At 39.3% G+C, this 23,333-nt stretch carries 18 protein-coding genes; 11 read left to right on the forward strand and 7 right to left on the reverse strand.

Annotation, left to right across the window (positions count from 1 at the left end; translation table 11 throughout):
- Both ggt and B2V92_RS13300 read right to left on the reverse strand, forming a co-directional pair.
- A partial coding sequence (ggt, locus tag B2V92_RS13295) for a gamma-glutamyltransferase (protein WP_293308800.1) occupies nt 1-1,121 on the reverse strand: 1,121 nt, incomplete at its 3' end.
- Nucleotides 1,093-2,868 carry an AMP-dependent synthetase/ligase gene (locus tag B2V92_RS13300; protein WP_293308802.1) on the reverse strand — a complete coding sequence of 592 codons (1,776 nt, stop codon included), beginning with the start codon at nt 2,866-2,868 and terminating at the stop codon, nt 1,093-1,095. The genes B2V92_RS13300 and ggt, both read right to left, overlap by 29 nt.
- A gap of 256 nt (nt 2,869-3,124) precedes the next feature.
- Between B2V92_RS13300 and B2V92_RS13305 the strand changes: the two genes are divergently transcribed.
- On the forward strand, nt 3,125-3,589 hold the full coding sequence (locus B2V92_RS13305) for a hypothetical protein (protein WP_293308805.1): 465 nt from the start codon (nt 3,125-3,127) through the stop codon (nt 3,587-3,589).
- Nucleotides 3,590-3,735: 146 nt separating this feature from the next.
- Here B2V92_RS13305 and B2V92_RS13310 read toward each other — a convergent pair whose 3' ends face one another.
- Nucleotides 3,736-5,514 (reverse strand): M61 family metallopeptidase, encoded by a 1,779-nt coding sequence (locus tag B2V92_RS13310; protein ID WP_293308807.1) that lies wholly within the window; start codon nt 5,512-5,514, stop codon nt 3,736-3,738.
- A 420-nt stretch (nt 5,515-5,934) separates the two neighbouring features.
- On the opposite strand from B2V92_RS13310, the gene B2V92_RS13315 reads away from it, so the two are divergent.
- The 8 genes from B2V92_RS13315 to htpG all read left to right on the forward strand — a co-directional run bounded on the left by B2V92_RS13315 (nt 5,935) and on the right by htpG (nt 16,847).
- Nucleotides 5,935-7,032, forward strand: coding sequence for an efflux RND transporter periplasmic adaptor subunit (locus B2V92_RS13315; RefSeq protein WP_293308810.1), 1,098 nt, complete (start codon nt 5,935-5,937; stop codon nt 7,030-7,032).
- A gap of 2 nt (nt 7,033-7,034) precedes the next feature.
- Complete coding sequence (locus B2V92_RS13320; RefSeq protein ID WP_293308813.1) at nt 7,035-10,145, forward strand: efflux RND transporter permease subunit; 3,111 nt, start codon at nt 7,035-7,037, stop codon at nt 10,143-10,145.
- A gap of 1 nt (nt 10,146) precedes the next feature.
- Entirely contained in the window at nt 10,147-11,454 is a 1,308-nt protein-coding gene (locus B2V92_RS13325; RefSeq protein WP_293308815.1) for a TolC family protein, read from the forward strand.
- 244 nt (nt 11,455-11,698) lie between these two features.
- Nucleotides 11,699-12,562 carry an N-acetylglucosamine kinase gene (locus B2V92_RS13330; RefSeq protein WP_293308817.1) on the forward strand — a complete coding sequence of 288 codons (864 nt, stop codon included), beginning with the start codon at nt 11,699-11,701 and terminating at the stop codon, nt 12,560-12,562.
- Nucleotides 12,563-12,670: 108 nt separating this feature from the next.
- Nucleotides 12,671-13,063, forward strand: a complete 393-nt coding sequence (locus B2V92_RS13335; RefSeq protein WP_293308819.1) for a response regulator — start codon at nt 12,671-12,673, stop codon at nt 13,061-13,063.
- A gap of 90 nt (nt 13,064-13,153) precedes the next feature.
- On the forward strand, nt 13,154-13,891 hold the full coding sequence (locus B2V92_RS13340; RefSeq protein ID WP_293308822.1) for a DUF4241 domain-containing protein: 738 nt from the start codon (nt 13,154-13,156) through the stop codon (nt 13,889-13,891).
- Nucleotides 13,892-14,005: 114 nt separating this feature from the next.
- Nucleotides 14,006-14,812 carry a hypothetical protein gene (locus tag B2V92_RS13345; protein ID WP_293308825.1) on the forward strand — a complete coding sequence of 269 codons (807 nt, stop codon included), beginning with the start codon at nt 14,006-14,008 and terminating at the stop codon, nt 14,810-14,812.
- A gap of 148 nt (nt 14,813-14,960) precedes the next feature.
- On the forward strand, nt 14,961-16,847 hold the full coding sequence (htpG, locus tag B2V92_RS13350) for a molecular chaperone HtpG (protein ID WP_349681433.1): 1,887 nt from the start codon (nt 14,961-14,963) through the stop codon (nt 16,845-16,847).
- 203 nt (nt 16,848-17,050) lie between these two features.
- Here the strand turns inward: htpG and B2V92_RS13355 are convergent, their stop codons facing one another.
- Entirely contained in the window at nt 17,051-17,545 is a 495-nt protein-coding gene (locus tag B2V92_RS13355; protein ID WP_293308827.1) for a type I restriction enzyme HsdR N-terminal domain-containing protein, read from the reverse strand.
- A gap of 17 nt (nt 17,546-17,562) precedes the next feature.
- Nucleotides 17,563-17,937 (reverse strand): hypothetical protein, encoded by a 375-nt coding sequence (locus B2V92_RS13360; protein WP_293308830.1) that lies wholly within the window; start codon nt 17,935-17,937, stop codon nt 17,563-17,565.
- 381 nt (nt 17,938-18,318) lie between these two features.
- On the opposite strand from B2V92_RS13360, the gene B2V92_RS13365 reads away from it, so the two are divergent.
- Complete coding sequence (locus B2V92_RS13365; RefSeq protein WP_293308832.1) at nt 18,319-19,065, forward strand: LytR/AlgR family response regulator transcription factor; 747 nt, start codon at nt 18,319-18,321, stop codon at nt 19,063-19,065.
- 3 nt (nt 19,066-19,068) lie between these two features.
- Here the strand turns inward: B2V92_RS13365 and B2V92_RS13370 are convergent, their stop codons facing one another.
- A complete protein-coding gene (locus B2V92_RS13370; protein ID WP_293308835.1) occupies nt 19,069-19,221 on the reverse strand; it encodes a hypothetical protein in 153 nt (50 codons plus the stop codon).
- 405 nt (nt 19,222-19,626) lie between these two features.
- On the opposite strand from B2V92_RS13370, the gene B2V92_RS13375 reads away from it, so the two are divergent.
- The gene (locus tag B2V92_RS13375) at nt 19,627-20,481 is read left to right on the forward strand and encodes a sensor histidine kinase (RefSeq protein ID WP_293308837.1); all 855 of its coding nucleotides are present in this window, start codon (nt 19,627-19,629) and stop codon (nt 20,479-20,481) included.
- On the opposite strand, the gene B2V92_RS13380 is transcribed toward B2V92_RS13375, so the two are convergent.
- Nucleotides 20,478-23,279 (reverse strand): lantibiotic dehydratase, encoded by a 2,802-nt coding sequence (locus tag B2V92_RS13380; RefSeq protein ID WP_293308839.1) that lies wholly within the window; start codon nt 23,277-23,279, stop codon nt 20,478-20,480. The genes B2V92_RS13375 and B2V92_RS13380 overlap by 4 nt on opposite strands.
- Nucleotides 23,280-23,333 lie beyond the last annotated feature (54 nt).

Consider the following 23,333-nt stretch of genomic DNA (forward strand, 5'->3'; position numbering starts at 1 on the left):
CCTGCCAGTACCTCGCTGCTTGGCGTAGCTGCTGCCCAGTTAAAGTTTGCCATACGGCTTTTGTTATAATCGGCATTTAAAAGCTGTTGTTGTGGTACCGCATAAAAATCGGGGTCGCCCAGATGCGTGGCACGATCGGCATATACCCTTCTTTCGGCCTCAACAATTACCTGAACGGTAGAATCGGCATTATGTCCCCATTTTTTTAGGGGAAATTTTTCTACACTTTGCAATAGTTGAATCAAAGCAATACCACCGCTCGAAGTTGGTGGCATGGTAATAATTTTATAGCCTCTGTAATTGCCGGTTATGGGTTTACGCCAGGCCGAATGGTAATTTTTTAAATCTTCTTTTGTGATCAGGCCCTTGCCACGCTGCATCTCTGCCACGAGCGAATCGGCAACAGCTCCTTCATAAAAACCGGCCCTGCCTTTCTCCTGGATCAATTTCAGTGTATTGGCCAGCTCTTTCTGAACAAGTATATCATTTTCCTGCCAGGTGCTTTCTAAATTAACAAAAGCCGTTCCGCCGGGATTAAAATCCATAAATTTACGGTGCAGGCTGTTCAGTTCGCCTGCCTGGCGTTTGGTGATTTTAAAACCGCGTTGTGCCAGATCTATCGCAGGCTGTATTACCTCTGCCCACGAAAGTTTTCCATACTTTTTATGTGCCTCTACCATACCATCAACCGAACCGGGTACGCCGGCGGCTAAATGCCCGTAAAGGCTTTTATCAACAATCGGGTTTCCGGCTGCATCGAGGTACATATCCCTGCTTGCCGATGCAGCAGCTTTTTCCCTAAAATCCAAAGCATTGATTTCGCCATTAGCACCGCGGTAAACCATAAAACCACCGCCCCCAATATTGCCTGCATTAGGGTAAACCACAGCAAGGGCAAACTGCACGGCAACCGCTGCATCAACGGCATTACCGCCTTTTTTTAAAATATCTACCCCAACCTGCGATGCTTCGGGATGGGCCGAAACCACCATTCCGTTTTTGTACTCACCGCTGTTGTTTTTTCCCAGTTGTCCGGTTACGCAACCGGCCAACAAAACCACCACAGTTAGGGAAGCTAACGTTTTTTTTAAATTAATGAGGGGCTTTATAGTTTTCTGCATCCTTGTATATTTTTTCGATTACCTCACTATTCTTCTCGGTAATTACTTTTCTTTTTAAGCTTAATTTTGGGGTAAATTCTCCTCCATCAATACTCCATTCTTTTGGTAATAAAGCAAATCTTTTCACCTGCTCCCATTTACCAAAGCCCACATTTGCCGCTTCGATAACTTCGTTATACTTAGCAAGCACCTGTTCGTTTTTAATGATTTCCTCGTTGCTGGTAAAGGTTATGCCTTTTCTGCCTGCCCAGGTTTTTAGGGTTTCGAAATTTGGAACGATCAAAGCAGAAGGGAATTTTCTGTTTTCGCCCAATACCATAATCTGCTCAATAAAAATCGATTCTTTATATTTGTTCTCCAACATCTGCGGAGCCACGTATTTGCCCCCGGCTGTTTTAAACATTTCCTTTTTACGGTCGGTAATTTTTAAAAAACGGCCATCTACCAATTCGCCGATATCGCCGGTATGGAACCAGCCATCTTTATCAACCGCTTCTTCGGTTAAATCAGGTCGGTTGTAATAACCTTTCATTACCTGGTGCCCGCGGGTTAATACTTCGCCGTCTTCAGCAATTTTAACTTCAACTCCTTTAATTACCTCACCAACTGTTCCGAACATCGTTCCGCCAAAATGGTTAACGGTAATTACAGGCGAAGTTTCGGTTAAGCCGTAACCTTCGAAAACAGGCATACCTGCCGCCCAGAAAATCCTGGCCAGGCGTGGGTTTAATGCTGCTCCGCCCGAAACAATCACTACAATCTCACCGCCAAGTGCTTCCTGCCATTTTTTAAAAACCAGTTTACGAGCAATGCCAAGCTTAAAATTATACCAGCCACCTGCATTTACGCTATATTTTTCGGCCAAAGCTACCGACCAAAAGAAAATCCCCCTTTTAACACCTGTTAATGCTTTACCCTTTTCCATAATCTTATCGTACACTTTTTCGAGCAGGCGTGGAACGGTAGAAAATGCATTTGGTTTTACATGCTGGATATCGGCCACAATGGTATCCATACTTTCAGCATAGTATATAGCGGTATAGTTGAACAGATAAAGATAAATGATCATCCGTTCGAAAATATGCGACAGGGGCAAAAAGCTCAGGCCTTTTTTAACACCTTCGGGCATTACCACTGCAGAATTTACAAAGTTTGCCACTAAATTATCATGTGTCAACATTACCCCTTTTGGCGTACCTGTAGTTCCGGAAGTGTAGATTAAGGTTAAAATATCTTCGGGAGCTACTTTTGAGCGGTATTCTTCCAGATCAATATCTGTACTGGCTTTACCTGCTTCTATGAGCACGCTCCAATTTTCGGTTTCGGAAATTTCGTTAAAACTATAAATTTTAATGCCTGGATTTATGGCTTCGGCACAGGGTTTTATTTTTTTATACAACTCTTCATCGGCCACAAAAATGATCGAAATATCAGCATCCTTTAATATAAATTCGATATCGTGTTCGGCAAGGGTTGGATATAATGGAATCTGGTAAGCGCCGATCTGGTTTGCCGCAAAATCCGCAATGTTCCATTCGGGCCTATTGTGCGACATTACCGCTACCCTACCGCCTTTGGCAATACCTTGTTTGATCAAGCCACGACTCAGGTGATCAACGGTAGCACAAAAATCGGCTGTACTATAATTTATCCATTTTCCGTTGATTTTCCCGCTGATGAATTCCTGCGCTGGATTTTCGAGGCTGTATTTCAAAAGATCAAAAACCCGTTTAATTTCTGCCGCCATATTGAATCGTATAATATTTGGTTAAGTTAAAAATTCAATCTCAAAGATTGATACCTATATGCCTTTTTAATAAAAATAATACCCTGCAATTAAGAAACAGCTGTATTTACGTCGACTAAAAAAATATTTAAATAAACTTAGCGATTACAAAATTACTATGCAAGCATTGTTTTTATCATTTTAGATTTTGACTCAAAAAACATAATCGGCACTAAAGTTGTTAGGCAGGTAATTATTTTACAAAAACATTTAAATTATGAAAAAGTTATTTACAATTTTAGGATGCATTGCATTATTTGCCTTCAGTACCACGAACGTTAAAGCTCAAAACTATAAAACCGGACTAGGTTTAGGTATTGATTTTGGTGATGGTGCTACATTGGTTGGTCCATCGATCAGACATCACTTCAGCAGAAATGCTGCTTTACAGGGTGAGGTTCTTTTTGGTGGAAGTGCTACGTTTTTACAGGCTTTCCTTCAGTACAACTCGGCCATCCCAGGAGCAAAAGGTCTTGATTGGTTTGTTGGTGGTGGTCCATCTGTTGGTCTTGGAAACGGAAATTCAGCTTTCTATTTAGTACCAATGGCTGGTTTGGATTATAAATTTGACGGTGCACCATTGGCATTGGCATTAGACTGGAGACCAAGAATCTATATTGGTGATAACAACAGCGGTAGCTTGCCAGGAAGATTTGGTTTAGGATTTAGATACACCTTCTAGCGAAGGGTTTAGCGCTGAGGGCATAGCGTTTGGCGCTGAACGAAAAGCGTAAACATAAAAAATCCCGTGAGAAATTCATCTCACGGGATTTTTTTATATCTGAACTATAGACTCGAGACTCAGGACTTCAGACTAAGGACTGAAGACTAAACCCCTGTCCATTTTTTTAACACAGCTTTCTGTAACGGTGTTGCATTTTCGTTAACCGTTGCTTTTAAGCGTACGTTAGGATTTTCTTTTAAGGTTAAAGAGATTTCTTTTTCAAGTCCATCGCGTTTAACTTTTAATTTCAATACATCACCAATATTCTTTTTACCAACCAAAGGGATTGCATCCAAAGAAATCATCGGACTTTTTAACCTCACGGTTGCTAATGCATCGCTCAATGAGGTATCATCTAAACTCAGCACAATATCGTTCACGTTTAATCCACTGGTCCAGGCGGCAGAGTTTCTTACGGTAGCCGTAATTGCCAAACCATCGTTGGTTAACTGTCCTGATGCACCTGTAACCGGTTTGCCTGGTGTTGCATTTTCTGTAGCAACATCTACACCAGCATAAGCAAAGTATTTTACGTATTCAACATCATCTACCCCGTTAACATATTTTGCCCAGAAATTGGTAAAACTGATACCCGATATCTTTTCTACCATTGCTTTAAACTCGGCATCGGTATAACCACGTTTTAATGTTTTGCACTGCAGATACATGGCTTTCATTACATCATCTAAACTTTTGGCACCTTTTGTAGCATTAATGATTTCGAGATCCATTAAAATACCAATTACCTCTCCCTTATTATAGTAAGAGATAGAATTATTTTTTGAGTTCTCATTAGGGCGATAGCCGATAATCCACGCATCGTAGCTTGATGAAGCTGCCGATTGGTATTTGGCACCTGGGGTATTTAAAACCGTACCCACACCACCAGCAAGATCTTTCAAAAACTCATTTACATCTGTAAAACCGGCCCTGTGGATGTATTTGTTCTCGTAATATGAGGTAAATCCTTCTGCTACCCAAAGGTTGGTGGTGTAATTCTCATTATCGTAGTCGAATGGTCCTAACGCCACCGGACGCAAACGTTTAACATTCCAAAGGTGGTGATATTCGTGTGCAACCAAACTTAAAAAGCCTTTATAACCTTCGTCCGTATTGTATGCATTTCTGCTTGCACCCAAAGTAGTAGAGTTTAAATGCTCTAAACCGCCACCACCTTTTAAAAAGTTGTGTACAATAAAAACATAGTGTTTATTAGGGTTCTCGCCATAAACTTCGGTTTCCTTCTCTACAATTTTGGCCATATCTACCTTAAGTTTTTCCTTATCGTAGTTACCACCGCCATACATGGCTACTTCGTGATGAACACCCGCAGCCATAAAATCGAAAACATCCTGGTTACCCACTTCGATCGGGCTATCGTAAAGAATGTCGAAATCGGTTGCTTTATAGGTAAACTGCGCTCCGGCAACCGGCGCTAAACCAGTTGATACTTTGCTCCAGGTATTAAATGGAATAATTTTTACCGTACTAGGCGATTTGATCATGCCATCAGGATGCATAAAAATGCCTGTTGGTGATAAGAAAGCATGCGATTCGTCGATAAATGGTGTACGCACCGAAATTTCGAATGCATAAACTCGGTAATTGATCTGGATATTTGCGGCTTTTACCGAGAAAATCCTCCAGGTATTTTTTCTTACTTTTTCTACTTTAACCGCTTTTCCTGCTGCTGTAGCTTTAAACTCTTCTACACTTTTTTCAAATTCGCGCACCAGATATGAACCGGGCGTCCATACCGGCATTTTTACATCTACATAATCTTTTGCCAAGCCAGAAATATTCATCTGCACTTCGGCATAATGCGCCTGTGGTTCTTTAAAAGAAACCTCAAAGCCTATTTTTACCTGCGCCTTCGCTGCCATAATACACGTTAGTAGTAAAACTAAACTTAAAATTGATTTTTTATTAAACATATTCACTGTGTTTTGCCACAAATTTATATTTATTGATGATGTTTTGGAACAAAATAGCTAAATGTGGTGTAAAATAGTTGTTTCTCTCTGCCTTGCGTTCAGCGTTTGGCGATTGGTGGAAAGCGGATGGAACTTAAACATCCAAGTGGCACCAAGCGTCAATTTGTTGATTTTCGAGGGATAATGGTTCATTGGGACTAACGATTTTGCGCCTAGACTGTGGACTTCGGACTGCGGACTTCGGACTAAAATCGGTAACATCCTTAATACAACAAATTTAGGACTAAACTATTTGAATATTTTTACGCTCTAATTCTATGTCATTAATGTGATTTTAATGTCTGGAATACGCACGACACAAATTTAAACATGAAGAAAAGGTATATTATCTATGCTGTTTTAGCCATAGGTCTGGCTTATTTAGTCTATTACAGAATTAACGCTAACAAAAAGCTCGAGGGTAAAGGCGGGGCATCTGCCGGGTCAGGAAAAGGGAAATCAGGAGGTAAAGATGGCAAATCGGCACCATTGGTTGTTGATGGGATTGTGGTAAAAACAACATCATTTGACAACGACCTCGAAGTTACCGGCGCTATTGATGCCAACGAATCTGTAGTACTTAAAAGCGAAGTTTCGGGTTTGGTAACCGGCATTTTTTTCCAGGAAGGTACAACCGTAACCAAAGGAAGTGTGCTGGTAAAAGTAAACGACAGGGATATCCAGGCGCAATTGCAGGATGCATTAACGAAACAAAAACTTTCGGCTACAAACGAAAACCGTGCAAAACAGCTTTTGGCCAAAGGCGCTATCAGTCAGGAAGAATACGATACATCATTAGCCGACTTAAGATCGTTGCAGGCACAGGCCCAATTAATCAGGGCGCAACTGGCCAAAACCACTATCCGTGCTCCTTTTAGCGGCCGTGTAGGTTTACGGAGCATTTCGGCAGGAACTTATTTAACACCAACAACAGTTATTGCCAACCTGGTAAGCACCAATCCGGTTAAAATTACCTTTTCCGTTCCGGAGAAATATGCCGGACAGATTAAAATGAACTCTGAAATTACCTTTACCACCGATGGTTCTTCGAAACAGAACAAAGGAAAAGTTTACGCCATAGAGCCGGGCATTAATGCCACAACACGTACTTTACAGATCAGGGCTTTGGCTCCAAATGCCGATAATGCACTGCTACCAGGTTCGTTTGCCAAAATTAAACTGGCCTTAAAAACCCTTCAAAATGCGATTCTGATCCCTAACGAAGCGGTTGTTCCGGTTTTAAAAGGTAAAATCGTTTACATCCAGAAAGATGGGAAAGCACAGGAGGTGAAAGTTGAAGCCGGAACACGCACGGATGAAAACATTGTAATTACCTCGGGATTAAAAGTTGGCGACACGGTTTTAACAACCGGATCGATGGCTTTAAAGAAAGATGCTCCTGTAAAAGTTCATTTGGTTAAAGAATAATTATGAGTATCTCAACCACGAGTATAAAGAGGCCGGTTCTGGCCATTGTGATGAACTTATTGATTGTCCTTTTCGGGATAATCGGTTATACCTTTCTGGGGGTACGCGAGTACCCGTCAATTGATCCAACGGTGGTTTCGGTAAGAACATCATATCCGGGTGCCAACTCGGATATCATCGAATCGCAGATTACCGAACCTTTGGAGAAATCGATCAATGCCATTGATGGGATCAGGAATATTTCTTCATCCAGTAACCAGGGTACCAGTAACATCACCATCGAGTTTAACCTCGATAAAAATATTGAAGAAGCAGCGAATGATGTACGTGATAAGGTATCGCAGGCCGCACGTACATTACCGAAAGATATCGACGGTTTACCGGTGGTAAGTAAGGCCGATGCCAACTCTGATCCGATTTTATCGATGACGATACAGAGTGATAAACGGAATACCCTTGCTTTAAGTGATTATGCCGAAAACGTAATTGCCGACCGTATCCAAACTATTCCGGGTGTAAGTAGCGTTCAGATTCAGGGACAACGGAAATATGCCATGCGTATTTGGATGGATCCGAATAAACTGAGTGCTTATGGTTTAACCTCGCAGGACATTGTTACCGCTTTAGATAACGAAAACGTAGAGCTTCCTTCAGGAAAAATTACCGGGGCAACCACAGAGTTAACCGTAAAAACCTTAGGAAAACTGACCGACGAAAATGAGTTTAACAACTTAATTCTAAAGTCAGATAGCAACCAGGTGGTTAAATTAAAAGATGTTGGCTATGCCGTATTGGGTCCTGAAAATGAGGAAACCATTTTACGCGAATCGGGCAAGCCGATGGTAGCCATTGCCATTATTCCACAGCCCGGGGCCAATTACCTCGACATCAGTAAAGAATTTTACAAACGTTTCGATAAGTTAAAAGCTGATATTCCACAAGATATTAAGCTAAAGGTAGCTCTGGATAATACCCTTTTCATTAAACGTTCGGTAACCGAGGTGGCCGAAACCATTGGTTTATCGCTGGTATTGGTAATTCTGATCATTTACCTTTTCTTTAGGGATTGGGCCATCGCTTTCAGGCCGTTAATTGATATTCCGGTATCGTTGATCTTTACCTTCTTTATCATGTACGCCTTTGGTTTCTCGATAAACGTATTGAGTTTACTGGCCATTGTACTGGCTACCGGTTTGGTGGTGGATGATGGTATTGTGGTAACCGAAAATATCTTTAAAAAGGTGGAGGAAGGCATGTCGCCATTTGAAGCCGCTATAAAAGGATCCAACGAAATCTTTTTTGCGGTAATTTCCATCTCCATTACCCTTGCTGCGGTGTTTTTACCGGTAATTTTCTTACAGGGCTTTGTGGGCCGCCTATTTAGGGAGTTTGGGGTGGTAATCGGCGCTGCCGTGCTGGTATCGGCATTTGTATCGCTAACCTTAACGCCAATGTTGAATGCCTATCTGATGAAAAAAGGCGGGCACAAACCTTCGAGGTTTTACAATTGGACAGAGCCTTACTTTGTAAAACTGAATGATGCGTACGAATCGAACCTGAATAAATTTTTAGATAAAAGATGGCTTTCCATTCCGATTATTCTGGTGTGTATGGGTTTAATTTTCTTATTCTGGAAAGTATTACCGAAAGAAACGGCCCCATACGACGATAGAAGTGCAATCAACATCAACGTAACTACGCCAGAGGGTGCATCTTTTACCTATACCGATCAGTTTATCATGAAACTGAACCAGCTGGTAATCGATTCTGTTCCGGAAAAGAATGTAAACATTACCATTACCTCACCTGGTTTTGGTGGATCGGGCTCTGTAAACTCTGGTTTTGTAAGGATGGGTTTAACAGATCCTGAAGAACGCGAACGTTCACAAAAGGATATTGCCGATATGCTTACCAAGATTACAAAAAAATATACCGAAGGTAAAACCATCGTTAACCAGCAACCTACCATTTCGGTGGGACGCCGTGGTGGTTTACCAATCAGTTATATCATCCAGGCGCAGAACTTTGAAAAGCTTAGGGAGAAAATTCCTTTGTTTATGGATGCGGTATCAAAAGACCCTACTTTTACCGTTTCGGATGTAAACCTGAAATTTAACAAACCCGAAATTAACCTGACCATCGACCGTGATAAAGCGAAAAATTTAGGCGTTTCAATTTCGGCCATCGCACAAACCTTAAATCTTGGTTTAAGCGGACAAAGGTTCTCTTATTTCTTTATGAACGGAAAACAGTACCAGGTAATCGGTCAGTTCGATCGTGGCGACAGAAAAGATCCGTTGGATTTAAGTTCGGTTTATGTACGTAACGATAAGGGCGAACTCATCCAGTTGGATAACGTGGTTACTGCAAAAGAAGAAAGCAGTCCGCCACAGTTATACCGGAACAACCGTTTTATTGCCGCAACCGTTTCTGCCGGTTTAGCACCGGGTAAAAGTATCGGCGAAGGTATCGATGCCATGGATGCCATTTCTAAAAAAGTATTGGACGAAACGTTTTCAACCGATTTAAGTGGTGAATCGCGGGATTTTAAAGAAAGTTCGTCTAATACCTTTTTTGCATTCGGTTTGGCCCTCCTACTCGTTTATTTAATCCTTTCGGCGCAGTTCGAGAGTTTTAAAGATCCGATTATCATTATTTTAACCGTACCAATGGCTGTTGCCGGTGCATTTTTATCGCTGTGGTTATGTGGTCAGAGCTGGAATATCTTCAGCCAGATCGGTACCATTATGTTGATTGGTCTGGTAACCAAAAATGGTATCTTGATCGTTGAATTTGCCAACCAGCTGAAAGAAAAAGGCATCGCCATTCCCGAAGCTATCCGCGAGGCTGCCGTTTCGCGTTTGCGCCCCATTTTAATGACCAGTTTGGCCATTGCCATTGGTGCCTTACCTATTGCACTGGCTTTAGGTGCTGCGGCAAAAAGTAGGATGAGTATGGGAACCGTAATTGTTGGGGGGACATTGTTCTCATTGGTTTTAACCCTGTTTGTAATTCCGGCCATTTACTCTTACTGGGCAAAACCATACAAACCGAATAAAGAATTAAAAGAAGCCCATCGTTTTGAACAGGAAGCTTTACATACAGAAGAATAAGATGAGCAAGAATTTAAAAATATTGATCCTATTGGTAAGCTTATCGTTTTCAGGCTTTGCTCAGGAAAAACTAAGCCTGCAAGAGGCTGTTACCATTGCTTTGCAGAATAACTATGATATTAAAATCAGCAAAAACCAGATTAACATTGCAAAAAACAATGCCAATATCGGTAATGCGGGTATGTTACCCAATTTAACCGGAAGTTATACCAACGGCGCAAGTGTTCAAAACACCAGGCAAACCCCTGCAACCGGCCCAGATAGGGTAATTACCGGTGCTAAAAGTACCAACAACAGTTACGGTGCAGATTTAAACTGGACCATTTTTGATGGTTTTAGCATGTTTGCCAATTACGACCGTTTAAAAGAGTTGCAAAAACAGGGCGAACTTAACTCCCGCTTAACCATTTTAACTACCGTAGCAGATGTAATTACAGCTTATTATGATGTGGTTAGACAGCAACAACTGCTTATCGCGGCTGATAGTGCTATGGATGTTTCTATTCTGCGTACCAATATTGCCAAAACCAAATTGCAGCTTGGCCGTGGCTCAAAACTGGATGTACTTACCGCACAGGTTGATTATAATACCGATACCTCAAATTACCTGCAGACCAAAAATGCCTTACAAGTAGCAAAGGTGCGTTTAAACCAATTGATGGTGAGGGATAACGGCACTACTTTTTCGGTAGATAACAGCATTGATGTGGATAAAGGTATTCTATTCAGTAAAATGGCCGAACTGGCTGAACAGCAGAATCCGAATGTGCAGAATGCTTTTATCAACCAGCGCATTGCAGCCTTAAACTTAAAATCAATCCGTGGAGCAAGGTATCCGGCTGTAAGCCTAAATTCGGGCTACAGCAGGGCAAACAGCACCAGCCCTACTGGTTTTAACCAGAAATATGCGGCTAATGGTTTTACCTATGGTGTAACAGCGAGTATCAATTTATTTAATGGCTTTTTACAACGCCAGCAGGAAAGGAATGCAAAAATCGAAATCGATAATTCGGCCCTTACTTTGAATAAAACCAAGCTCGATGTAAATTCACAGTTGCTTACCGCCTATCAAAATTATAGCACCTACCTCGACCTGATCAAATTGGAACAACGGAACGTAGATATTGCAAAGGAGAACCTCGATATTACTTTAGCTAAATACCGCTTGGGCAGTATCGCTCCTTTAGAACTGAGGGAAGCACAACGCAATGCCATTGATGCACAGAACCGTTTTATCGAAATGCAATACCAGGCCAAAATAGCCGAAACCAACTTAAAAGCGATTAGTGGGAATATAGATATGAAATAGTTTATTGGTTTATGGTTTGGTGGTTCATGGTTTGATGGTTCATAGTCGATAAGCTATGGGTTTATTGGCCATTGGTTAGCATGGTTCACAAAAAACTCCCTTTGTGTCTTCGTGCCTTTGTGGTGGAATATAATTTAAATTTATCCGATTTTAATCTTCTCCAATTCAGCACTAAAACGATTTAATATTGGTAACGAAATTATTTCAAGTATAAAATTCTCCAATTAATTTTTATATTTAATCCATGATACTTGTTGCAGATAGTGGCTCATCGAAAACCGATTGGATGGGTTATCACAATGGCGAAACCATTAAATTTAGCACACCGGGGATAAACCCTTATTTCTTAAGTGAGCAGGAAATTACGAAACTGATCACCAAAAATGAATCCCTGATACAATATGCCAATGATGTTAGGGAAATTTACTTTTTTGGGGCCGGTTGCTCCTCACCCGATAAACATGAGGTGGTTTCGAATGGCTTGTCAGCCATTTTTGAAAATGCTTTTATCTCGGTAGATCACGATCTTTTAGGTTCGGTATATGCCACCTGTGGAAACGCAGAAGGTTTAAACTGTATTTTGGGCACGGGCTCGAACATCTGTTATTTTGATGGCAAAAAAATCCACGATGGTCACCATGGCCTGGGTTATGTACTGGGTGATGAAGGTTCGGGCACTTTCTTTGGTAAAAAAGTACTTTTAAGCTATCTGTACAATAAAATGCCGGCTAATTTAGCAGCAGAGTTCAAAAAAGCTTTTCCATCAGAAAAGGAGCAGATCATCACAAACGTTTACCAAAAACCTTTCCCAAATATTTATTTAGCAGGTTTCAGCCGTTTTATGGCCAACCATAAAGATCATCCTTTTATCCAGGATATCCTCCGAACAGGTTTCCAGGAATTTGTTGATACCAATATTAAAGATTATCCGAAACATAAAAGCGTACCATGCCATTTTGTAGGTTCTATTGCATACTATTATCAGGATTCGCTTGTGTCTGTGCTTATCGAAAACGGAATTGAGCCGGGAAAAATACTTCAGAAACCCATTGAGGAACTTTTCAGTTTCATTTTACAGAAAGAAGGCATTGTACAACAGGCCAGTTAAATCTATTTTGCTCTGCTTATAAATTTATTGTTAAAATATTCTTAAGATTGTAAACATAACAACATAACTATTGTTATATTTTTATAGCATATTAAATTGCTAATGTATATGAAGAGAATACTGGTTGTAGATGATGATATTGAGGTTTTAGAAACCATACAATTGATATTGGAAATTGGGGGCTTTAAGGTCTCGGCACTTAGTGATGGTGAGGAAATTTTCAACAGGATTGAAAGTTTTGGCCCGGATCTGATTTTACTTGATATTTCTCTTGGCCATATTGATGGGCGCGTGTTATGCGAGCAGTTAAAATCGATCGAAAGTACCTCTAAAATTCCGATTTTACTGATCTCGGGTTTATACGATCCGAAAGATTTTACAACCCTGAATTATGGCCAGGACGATTTCCTTTCAAAGCCTTTCCAGATGGATGTGCTGCTTAAAAAGATTTCAAAAATCCTATCGCTGGAAGAGGACAAACCAAGTTTCCACTTAAATTAATTCCTACGATCAAAAATATTTAGCCGGAAAGACCCCAAATCTCTCTGGCTTTTTTATTTTTATACCTTATCTACCTTTAAAATAAACATTATGCTACCAAGCGAAACATGGTTAAAAACCTGGAACGAAAAACGTAATTTATTGGCCTGTCCGAACAACCTTAACGATTATTTCGAAGAAACCGAGGTTGGGGGCAAAGAGATCGACCATCTCGAACTGGGCAGCGTTTCTATCCCAACAGGAGAAATTCTGGTGCGCGATCCGCTGGTTTATATCCGTAAGGATGCCGAGCCATATATCATTAAAGTGCCTACGGGTGAGTTTCCGGTTACTGCGGCTGTTGTGGTGCCCGATGATGAAGATTGCGCCCGCTATGCCGCGGTTAAAGTACAGTTTACAGCTTATGATGCCGTTAGGTTTGAAGAAGCACTGATTGGTACAGAAGATCTTGTTGATTTTAACGAAGGCGAATTTTTCGGATTTAATGTAGATGCAGGTTTAGGCTGTGTGCTGGATAAGGAAACGTTAAAACACTTCTGTACTTTTCAGGATAAGTTCCATAGCGAAAATCCGGGCAAAAACCTGTATGATGATTATTTCGCTGTACTATTTGCCGCTAACTACGCCGAAAATCCAATTTATCAACGCGAAGCGGGAGATTGGATCAACTGGAAAATTCCGGGTACAGATTACCATATCCCGTTTTTTCAGAGCGGTTTCGGTGATGGCACCTACCCTGTTTATTATGGCTTTGATATTGAAGGCAACGTTTGCTCGCTGATTATCCAGTTTATCGATATCGAACTGGCCTATAGCGATGAAGGATAAGAAATTATTCGCGTGAGATTCATTGATGGTTTGTGGGAACACAAATTACAACGTAAATGTCTCGATTTTTTCTCTTAATTTACTTTAAAAACCAACAATCATCCCAACGCTCAAATGAAAGCCTTATCTAATATTTTAATTATTGCATTATTATTCTTCGGCTGCCGGCCTACAGAAGATAAAACAAATCAACAAAAATTAAGTAAAAACGATACTTCAGGTCAATCGATAACAGAAATAGCCGATCAGCTACATGGCGATTGGATATCGAAAGAATATATCGATAACATCCGGAAAACCAAATCCATATTTGGTAGCCATAATTATAAAACAACAGTATTAGTTGCCCAGTTATTAAAAGAAGAACTAGTTGGCGATACGGCTACCCTTTACGGCCTCTCGGATCATGAAGGTGGTTATCGTGCTTTTTTAAAGTTCGATAAAAAAAAGAATAAATTCGCAAGTGATCCACTACGGCTTAAGGAATATCAGTCTTTTGAAGTTCCTTTCGAACTGAATTACATTTCGCCCAATCTCCTCGAAATACATTCAACAAGAACCAATAAAAGGGAACTATATGAAAAGATGAAATGCGATTTCGATGAACTTTTAAGAAACACATTAACCACGGGCACTTACTCTTTACAAAACTCAGGAGAGCTTATCACCTTTTCAGATAAGGGTAAGGTGAATTTTAAGAATTTTACCCATTATGATATGGTATCTGATTTTGTTGAGGGTGTTGATTTCGATGCAATCTATTTTTGCGAGCAAACCACCAATAATGGTTGTATAGATGGTGATGTTTATTCTTTCAAAATTGAAGGTAAAAATCTTTATTTAGAGCGGATGAAAGATAATGGAGACCTAAGTTATACAGCTACAGGTGAAAAATATATTCTGATTAATAAAAGTAAATAGCATTTAACCAATATTTCATCAAATAGATTTCAACATTTTCCATCATCCATTTTCCATCTTACCTGCTTTCTACTGTCATTTTGGCAAATAAATGTTTTTGGAACAGGCCTTGATATGCACGACATAGATTTAAACAATTTATTTACGTATGAGCATACAGGAAAAAGGAAATATCTCGATACACACTGAGAACATTTTCCCGATAATTAAGAAGTTTTTATATTCTGATAACGAAATTTTTCTTCGTGAATTGGTTTCAAACGCAGTAGATGCGGTTCAAAAAATCAAAAGACTAGGTTCATTAGGTCAGTTTAACGGCGAAGTAGGTACACCATTGGTGCAGGTTGCTGTTGATAAAGACGCAAAAACCATTACCATCAGCGATAATGGTTTGGGTATGACTGCCGAAGAAATCAAAAAATACATTAACCAGGTTGCATTTTCTGGCGCGAGCGAGTTTGTTGAGAAATTTAAAGATGCTAAAGATGCCAACGAAATCATAGGTAAATTTGGTTTAGGTTTCTATTCGGCCTTTATGGTAGCTGATCTGGTTGAAATCCAGACATTATCATATCAGGATGGCGCTGAACCTGCCCGTTGGGTTTGCGATGGTAGTACTGAATTCGAAATTACCGAAGGTACAAGGACTACCCGCGGTACCGATATCATTCTTCATGTAAACAAAGATTCGGAAGAGTTTTTGGAAGAAAGCAAACTTCAGGGCATCCTTGATAAATATGCTAAATTCTTACCTGTTCCGATTAAATTCGGTACCAAAACCGAATCTGTTGAAGACGGTGTTGACGAAGAAGGTAAGGCAAAATATAACGATGTTGAAGTTGATAACATCATCAATACCACTAACCCGATCTGGACAAAAGCTCCTGCAGATTTGTCAGATGAGGATTATTTAAGTTTTTACCGCGAATTATATCCATTTAGCGAAGAACCATTGTTCTGGATCCACCTAAATGTTGATTATCCGTTCAATTTAACCGGTGTACTGTACTTCCCGAAGTTGAAAAACGATTTCGAAATGCAACGCAACAAAATCAAGCTTTATTCACGCCAGGTTTTTATTACCGATGAGGTTAAAGATATTGTGCCTGAATTTTTGATGTTATTGCACGGGGTAATCGATTCGCCTGATATTCCTTTAAACGTATCGCGTAGTTTCTTACAGGCTGATAGCAATGTTAAAAAGATCAATAACTACATTACCAAAAAAGTTGCCGATAAATTAGCAGAATTGTTTGCCAAAGACCGTAAAGCTTACGAGGACAAATGGAAAGACATTGGTTTATTTGTAAAATACGGTATGATCAGCGAAGAGAAGTTTTATGATAAAGCGAAAGATTTTGCTTTGGTTGGAAACACTAAAAACGAACTTTTTACCTTACCTGAATACAAAGAAAAGGTATCTGCCTTACAAACCGATAAAAACGGTACCGTAGTTTATCTATATACCAACGATGCCGCAAAACAGGATGCTTTTATCCAATCGGCCAATAAAAAGGATTATGATGTTCTGGTACTGGATTCGCCGATCGACAACCATTTCATCAATCAGTTAGAGCAAAAGCTTGAAAAAACATCTATTAAACGTGTTGATTCGAGCGTTGCCGACAAGCTGATTGAAAAAGACGAGCAAAACGAACATGTATTAAGTGAAGACCAGGTAAAAGAAGTTACCACAATTTTCGAAAAAGCAATTACCAAACCAGGTATGCACGTAGAAATTGTGGCCTTAAATCCAGAAGAACTGCCTGTTACCATTACCATGGACGAGTTTATGCGCCGTATGAAAGATATGGCTGCAATGGGCGGCGGAATGAATTTTTATGGTCAGATGCCCGATAACTATAAAGTAGCCATTAACGGAAACCATAAGTTGATCAGCAAGATCTTAAAATCAGATGAAGCCGAACAAAGTACCCTGGCTAAACAAGCGGTAGATTTAGCGCTATTGGCCCAGGGCATGTTAACCGGAGCAGAACTAACAGCTTTTGTAAGCAGAAGCGTAGAACTGATTTAATCAGCAAATACAGTAATAACTTATTGAAGGATGTTCGGAGAAATCTGGACATCCTTTTTTTGTTTGGCAGAGGGCGTGGAGCGATGGGCGGAGAGCGGAGAGTGGAGAGCGATTAACCAATAATAAGTACACAAAAAAAGTCCCGGTTTAGCAACCAGGACTTTTTTGGAATTTCAGGAACCTTTAGGGTCGAAATTTATATTTTAGCTTGTTAAAGCATTATTTTTAGCATCTACCTTGAAGTAATCTTTATGTTCTTCAATCATTTTTGCAATTGTAGCTGCTTTGGTATCGGTAATTTTGAATTCGAAGGCAGGCTCTTGGTTTTTCTTAGATCTTACCATTTTCTCTGTATAGAAACGGTAAACTAAACCATTGGTTAACAAACCATATTTTGCTTTGGTTTTGCGGAAATATTTAGATAAACGCGAATCGTGGATATCTAAATTATCATCATGGTGTTTACACTCTACCAAAATAGTTGGCTCACCATCTTTCATAATGGTATAATCCACTTTTTTGCTTTTTTTAACCCCAAAATCTAATACAGCTTCAGATTGAACCTCAGATGGGTCGAATCCCAAGATCTGGATAAATGGCATTACCAAGGCATTCCTTGTTAAATCCTCAGATTGAACCTGTGGAAGCATTTTTTTGATTCTTACGGCAAATTGCCCTATTTCGTCTTTCAATTCCATGTTATATCTTATTAGGTTTAGTTTTTTAAATTGTACTGGTTAAATACCGAATTTGCAGTGATGATAATCTGATCTAAACTTTGTTTATCGAAAAAGTTTCTGTTCAACATATCAACCATATAGGTCAATTTATTGATATCAGACGCTTTCATGCTAAACTGAAAACTTTTTAAACCGTCTTTAATAGCTTGCTGAACATAGTTACGAACAACCAAAAAAGATTTTCTGAATGCATAGTCGCTATCTAGTCTTCCGTTTACAAGCCCTGGAGTATCCAGATTACTGTATTCGTTCTGCATTCTCTGGTACATATCAGAGTTGATTCCCTGGCTTTTAAGAATCCCCTTGTAGTAAATTTTGTTAAGTAAGTACTCGTATTCGTTGTGTTTCATTTTGGAGGTAGATAGATGTAGGGGAAATATTTCTTGCTTTTCGGTATTTTTTCTTTTTAAATTTTCAGTTCAATCTTTAAACCCAGTTTTGTATGGCCTGTTTATATTTTTTATCCACAGGCTACACAATATTGGGCAGGTAGATGTTTTTTAATTTAATCGGGGATTTAACTCCCTGATTGTTTTGTTTTTGGCAAACAGTTTAAAGATTACAAAAAGAAGTTTACCGGATAAGTTTTTTACACGAACCCAGTAGAAATTTACACGAAACCAGTAGGTTTTTTAGATAAACCCAGAGTTGAAGATTTTTTTAGCCCATTTGCTAAATCAATTCATTTTTATTTAACTTGCATTCAAATCAAAACAAACCTATTTAAAATCATGAATCTAAAATGCGTTGTTATAGACGATGAGCAACATGCAATTGAGGTGCTAACTGACCACATTGCAGAAATGCCGGGGCTAACAATATTTAAGACCTTTACCAGCCCGGTGCAGGCACTTACGGAAATAAAAATCGACGATGAGATTGATTTACTGTTTATGGATATCGATATGCCGGGTATAAACGGCCTGGAATTAGCCAAAAACATTAGGGAAAAAGCAAAATACCTGATTTTTACCACTGCTCATCCTGATTATGCGCTACAGGCCTTTGATGTACAATCAGACCAGTATTTACTAAAACCGATTTCCTTTGCAAAATTTGCTTTGGGTATCGACCGGATTTTAAAGAAAGAGGCTCTAAATGCTAAGGCTACTGCTCCTAAAGAGGCCGAACAGGTTGCGGCGCTTTACATTAAAGGCGACCACAAGTATGCTTTTTCTAACATCGCAATTGATGAAATACTATATATTAAGGCCTTACAGAACTATATCCAGATTATAACCAAAACCGAAACCCATACTACCTATCTTACACTCAAAGAAATTGAGAAAGCTTTAGAAACCCATGCTTTTATAAGGGTTAACAAATCTAACATTGTTGCCAAATCGGCAATTAAAAAGGTAGATGGAAATATTATCCGCTTGGTGAATAATGAAATGATCCAGATTGGCGAAGGTTACAAGGATGCTTTCTTCGCCTATGTACAGAGCAGCTTATTGAAATCGAACCGAAATCAGTAGTAATTAAATGGCAAAAATATCGCTAACTGTAGCCGTCATGATGATAGTTTGGCTTTGGTCAGTTATAGGATTGGTAGCATAATTATTTTGAGCTTTAATGCTTTTATAAACGAAAACGGTTTTTTTTGCAAGTTTAGTAGTGTGTTGTGCTTTCATGGTATTATTTTTTTATAATGTGATTATTTGTTGTTATTAATTTCTGTAAAGGTGCAACACAAAACACAACGCAACTACTTTTTTACACAAAACCCCTGTTTTTGGGAGATAAAACCCCAATTTTAATAGATTAAAAGAGAAAAATGAGTTTTTTTAAAATTAAAAACATTCTACGAAAAATATAAACTTCACATCATTATCTGGGGAATTTACATCATATATGAAGTATTTATCCTTGGTTTATTTTCTAAATCATTTAAACAACCGGGGGTTTACATCGTAATTTATCTTACTAACATCTCCATTTTTTATATTTATTCTTTTTTTCTAAATAGGGTATTAAGTAAAAAAGCAGTATCACTAAAAATAATCAAGGTTGTATTACTGATATTAGTAGCCAGCTTGATGTACACTTCGGTTACATTTTTACTAAGTGCATCTTTTAGGGCAATTGGCTTTATTAAAGCGCCTACTCCAATCGTTTTCGATATGGTTTTTATTTTAGGCTGTACTTACCGCTCTTTATACTATATTGGTTTTGCAACAGGTTATGTTTATATCATTAAATCATTCCATGATCAAAAGAAAGTAGAAACACTTGAAAGGCAAAACCTGGTTACGCAGATCGAAAAGCAGGCTTTAGAGAGTGACCTGGTACAATCGCAGAACAATTATCTGCGTAGTCAGATCAATCCGCACTTTCTATTTAATACCTTAAACTTTATATATAACGATGCCCGCAAAAAAGCACCCATGGCAGCAGATGCAATTATGAATCTGGCTGAAATGATGCGTTATGCCCTAAAACGGCCTGAAGCATCGGAAATGGTTCCTCTAAGCGAAGAAATTGAGCAGATTGAACACCTGATCAATCTCCATAAACTCCGAACGGCTAACACGATTAATCTGGAACTGGAAGTAAACGGAGATTTATTCGGATTAAGGTTCCCACCTCTTATCTTATTAACTTTAGTAGAGAACATCTTTAAGCACGGTAATGTTTCGCATTCCACACAGCCCGCACTGATTAATATTACTTACGAAAATGATAAGCTGAATATCAAAACCGTTAACATGATTAATGATAATAAGGGCAAACAGACCGAAAGCCATCATGTGGGTATCGAAAACATTGGCAAACGACTCAGTAATTTTTACGGCAGCGAATACATTTTCAGGTATTTTAAAGATCCGCTTAACCGTTATATAACCGAAATAGAGGTAACTGTTGTTAATCCTATGGCGAGGTTAAACCGCTAAGCCTGCATGGCATTTTGCCTTTGCATATCTTTTAACAAAAAGTAGTACATCACCATTTCGTGTGTTCGCTGATCTCTGTTAAAAAGCCTGTTTATATGCATGTGCATTAGGTTGCTGAACAGTTTAACGCGGTTTTCTGGTTTTTCCTGTTGAAGAATACTGATTAATGAACTGGCAAATGCTTCAGATTGTTGTTCCTGGGTTATATTAAGCACATTAAATTCTGCATTTCTAAACTGCTGGTATTGGTTATTGAGCTGTTTAAAGTCTGCTGCATCGAGCTGGTGCTCCTGATTAAAGGAATCGGAAATAGACCTGATGATTTTAACCATAGCCTGTTGACCAAATACCCCGGCTTTAATGATTTTTGATACCAGGGTACCGCACAGCTGGTATTTTTCGAAATGATCTGGCTGTGTTTCGAAAAGCGACAGTACATAGCCGCTATCTACCGAAAAATGCTGCTCTACATTTTCAATCATATCGTGGCCATAACGCTCGAGTTCGCGTTTATAGGTTTTGATCTGTATATCAGATACCAATCCGGAGTTTAAAAACAGCGCTAATTCGTCCATCAGACCCGATGTTAATGCCTGCGTTCTGGATTTATTGTTTAACTGGAGTCTAAGCCTGATGTGGTTTCCATTTTCATTATAGCGGATAAAAAACCACGATATTATATCAGTCTGGTAATTTTCCAGAAAAGGCGCAATTACTTCGGCCAAAATCTGATCAGACCGTTGCTGATGACAATAAATCTCGAAGTAGAGCCATTCCGATCCCGGTGGGAAATGCCGGGTTACCTGAACCTGAGCCTCATCCGGCAATAAAACTTCATATATTTTTTGCTGATGATTGATGCTTAAAATAAACTGAGCAAAATAAGGTTTCCCCTCTTCATCTATCACCAGACTATCAGTTGGAATCTTTACTTCTTCTATATATAATGAGCTCTGTTTTTGCATGTATTGAAGAAACGCATTTAAATCATCATCGCTATGCAGGGCAAAACACAGGGTTTGATCGGATAAACCTGCTTTAAAATAATTGCCTACACCAATTTCAACAAGATGGGCACGGCATAACCCAGCCGATAAAATTTTTTTGTCCTTATCTAAAAGGTCGTCTTTTTTGATCTTCCATTTACAGTTGCTCAACACGATGTTCTGGTACTGCAAACGTGGATAATAATCCAGATCAGGGAATAATGTATCGAGCGTTAAGGAAAGACTGTTCTGTAATCCCTGGTGCTGTAAATCGCATAATAATCTGAATACAGATAAATCAGAGCGCGAATAATTATAGGCTGAAGCCAATCGGGGCACCAAACGTTTATTTAAACGTTTACTCCGCAGTACAACTTCGTTTCCCTTAACCGAAAGCTGGATATCATTTAAAGTAAGCGGATCTTCAGAAGTATCAAAATTTAAGATGGATAGCTGGCGCCCATAAATTAACTTTCGGCGGTTTACATTATCTACATTGGTTTCGACCATATAGGCTACATCAAAAAACAGCACATCAGGATTGGCTGTCTGTTCGGCTTCGGCTATACTTTTGGCATAATGCTCTACCGCTTCGTCAGCCATGGTAAACCTACCGGTTAAAGCATTTGAAGTTACGCCACCTATCTGTTCGGCAAAAACAAGTCCATCGCTTACAGACATAATCATGCTAAAGGAATTTGGCAATGGCTTTATATCTTCGGTTGGCTTAACTGTAAGTTTATTCAGCAATATAGGTTTGCCTTTTTCGAAACTTTGCGGAGAAAGGATATCCTTAAATACGGGTTTAATATTTCCTTTGGCATTTTCAGATCTGGCCGGCCTGCTTTTCAGTTTTGAGATAAAATCATCATTATGGCCTGCCTGTTCGAGTTCATCGTAACCAATGCCCATTTCGGGATCGAGTGCCAGTAAAAGCGGTATTTCCTGCTCTTCGAATTTCTTTTTAAAACCGGTTATAAAACGGCTTAGGGCCTCGCGGTTATTAACGGGTAAAATAGTGTGCAGCATTTTTACCATATTGGGTATAGACTGAAGCACTTGTTCGTTTAAATGACCGCTTTGTACTGTTCTTTGAGCAATCAGGTATTTTGGCAGATCCTTTGTGCCCATAAGCCCAATTCTTTCGAAATAATCTTTTCCGATAATATTGGGGTCGTAATCGGTAAAAATGAGCTGAAGATCGTGCATATCCTGCAGCAGCTCAAATAAGTTATCTACTTCCGTATCCTTTAAGTTTAATGCAGCAATAAGATTATGAATAGCAATAGGTTTTAAACATGCATTTAAGATCTGTTTTACGAGATCATTTTCATCAAGCTCTGCAAGTTCAAAAATACCGTCGGCACAGGCTATATAACGGATGCTATTTGGTGTAAAATAGTAGCTGCTGTTGCTAAACAGCATACAGTTTTTTTGAAGGAGATCGGATAACGGGAACCGGATGTTGTTTTTGTAAGGCCAGTCTACCAGTTCTCTTATTTTTTGCTCTTCAGTAATTACAATTTTGCTTTCTGAGGGTTTAACACCTTCGTTCAGCAGGCTAAAACCGGCAAATGTACCATAAGGCGTAGAGCGGAATTTTGCGCGGTTAAAATATTTCCAGATGGTAAAATAAACCTTTGGTGGCAGATCTTTTAATTCGACCGCACTTACCTCTTTTATAGTTTCGTAAAAAGTCGCCGAAGAGATTGAAATTGCTGCTTTTAATTCCTCCCAGCAATCGGAAAGTTCGGATTGATATGAAAATTTAGGTGTTCTAAAAATTACACTTGGTTGGATATTCAGCTTCATTGTATTTAAATTTTGTTTCGGTCTGTGAGGACACCAACCGAGGCGTGGTGAAAA

The sequence above is a fragment of the Pedobacter sp. UBA5917 genome, from assembly GCF_002432345.1.
In the GTDB taxonomy this organism is placed as follows: domain Bacteria; phylum Bacteroidota; class Bacteroidia; order Sphingobacteriales; family Sphingobacteriaceae; genus Pedobacter.

What these genes read in the sequence shown, in the direction of transcription:
- B2V92_RS13345 (WP_293308825.1), top strand. Translation starts at nt 14,006, where the DNA reads ATGAAAGCCTTATCTAATATTTTAATTATTGCATTATTATTCTTCGGC.
- B2V92_RS13380 (WP_293308839.1), bottom strand. Translation starts at nt 23,279, where the DNA reads ATGAAGCTGAATATCCAACCAAGTGTAATTTTTAGAACACCTAAATTT.
- B2V92_RS13310 (WP_293308807.1), bottom strand. Translation starts at nt 5,514, where the DNA reads ATGGCAGCGAAGGCGCAGGTAAAAATAGGCTTTGAGGTTTCTTTTAAA.
- B2V92_RS13365 (WP_293308832.1), top strand. Translation starts at nt 18,319, where the DNA reads ATGAATCTAAAATGCGTTGTTATAGACGATGAGCAACATGCAATTGAG.
- B2V92_RS13325 (WP_293308815.1), top strand. Translation starts at nt 10,147, where the DNA reads ATGAGCAAGAATTTAAAAATATTGATCCTATTGGTAAGCTTATCGTTT.
- B2V92_RS13370 (WP_293308835.1), bottom strand. Translation starts at nt 19,221, where the DNA reads ATGAAAGCACAACACACTACTAAACTTGCAAAAAAAACCGTTTTCGTT.
- htpG (WP_349681433.1), top strand. Translation starts at nt 14,961, where the DNA reads ATGAGCATACAGGAAAAAGGAAATATCTCGATACACACTGAGAACATT.
- B2V92_RS13300 (WP_293308802.1), bottom strand. Translation starts at nt 2,868, where the DNA reads ATGGCGGCAGAAATTAAACGGGTTTTTGATCTTTTGAAATACAGCCTC.
- B2V92_RS13355 (WP_293308827.1), bottom strand. Translation starts at nt 17,545, where the DNA reads ATGGAATTGAAAGACGAAATAGGGCAATTTGCCGTAAGAATCAAAAAA.
- B2V92_RS13330 (WP_293308817.1), top strand. Translation starts at nt 11,699, where the DNA reads ATGATACTTGTTGCAGATAGTGGCTCATCGAAAACCGATTGGATGGGT.
- B2V92_RS13360 (WP_293308830.1), bottom strand. Translation starts at nt 17,937, where the DNA reads ATGAAACACAACGAATACGAGTACTTACTTAACAAAATTTACTACAAG.
- B2V92_RS13315 (WP_293308810.1), top strand. Translation starts at nt 5,935, where the DNA reads ATGAAGAAAAGGTATATTATCTATGCTGTTTTAGCCATAGGTCTGGCT.
- B2V92_RS13305 (WP_293308805.1), top strand. Translation starts at nt 3,125, where the DNA reads ATGAAAAAGTTATTTACAATTTTAGGATGCATTGCATTATTTGCCTTC.
- B2V92_RS13340 (WP_293308822.1), top strand. Translation starts at nt 13,154, where the DNA reads ATGCTACCAAGCGAAACATGGTTAAAAACCTGGAACGAAAAACGTAAT.
- B2V92_RS13320 (WP_293308813.1), top strand. Translation starts at nt 7,035, where the DNA reads ATGAGTATCTCAACCACGAGTATAAAGAGGCCGGTTCTGGCCATTGTG.
- B2V92_RS13375 (WP_293308837.1), top strand. Translation starts at nt 19,627, where the DNA reads ATGTACACTTCGGTTACATTTTTACTAAGTGCATCTTTTAGGGCAATT.
- B2V92_RS13335 (WP_293308819.1), top strand. Translation starts at nt 12,671, where the DNA reads ATGAAGAGAATACTGGTTGTAGATGATGATATTGAGGTTTTAGAAACC.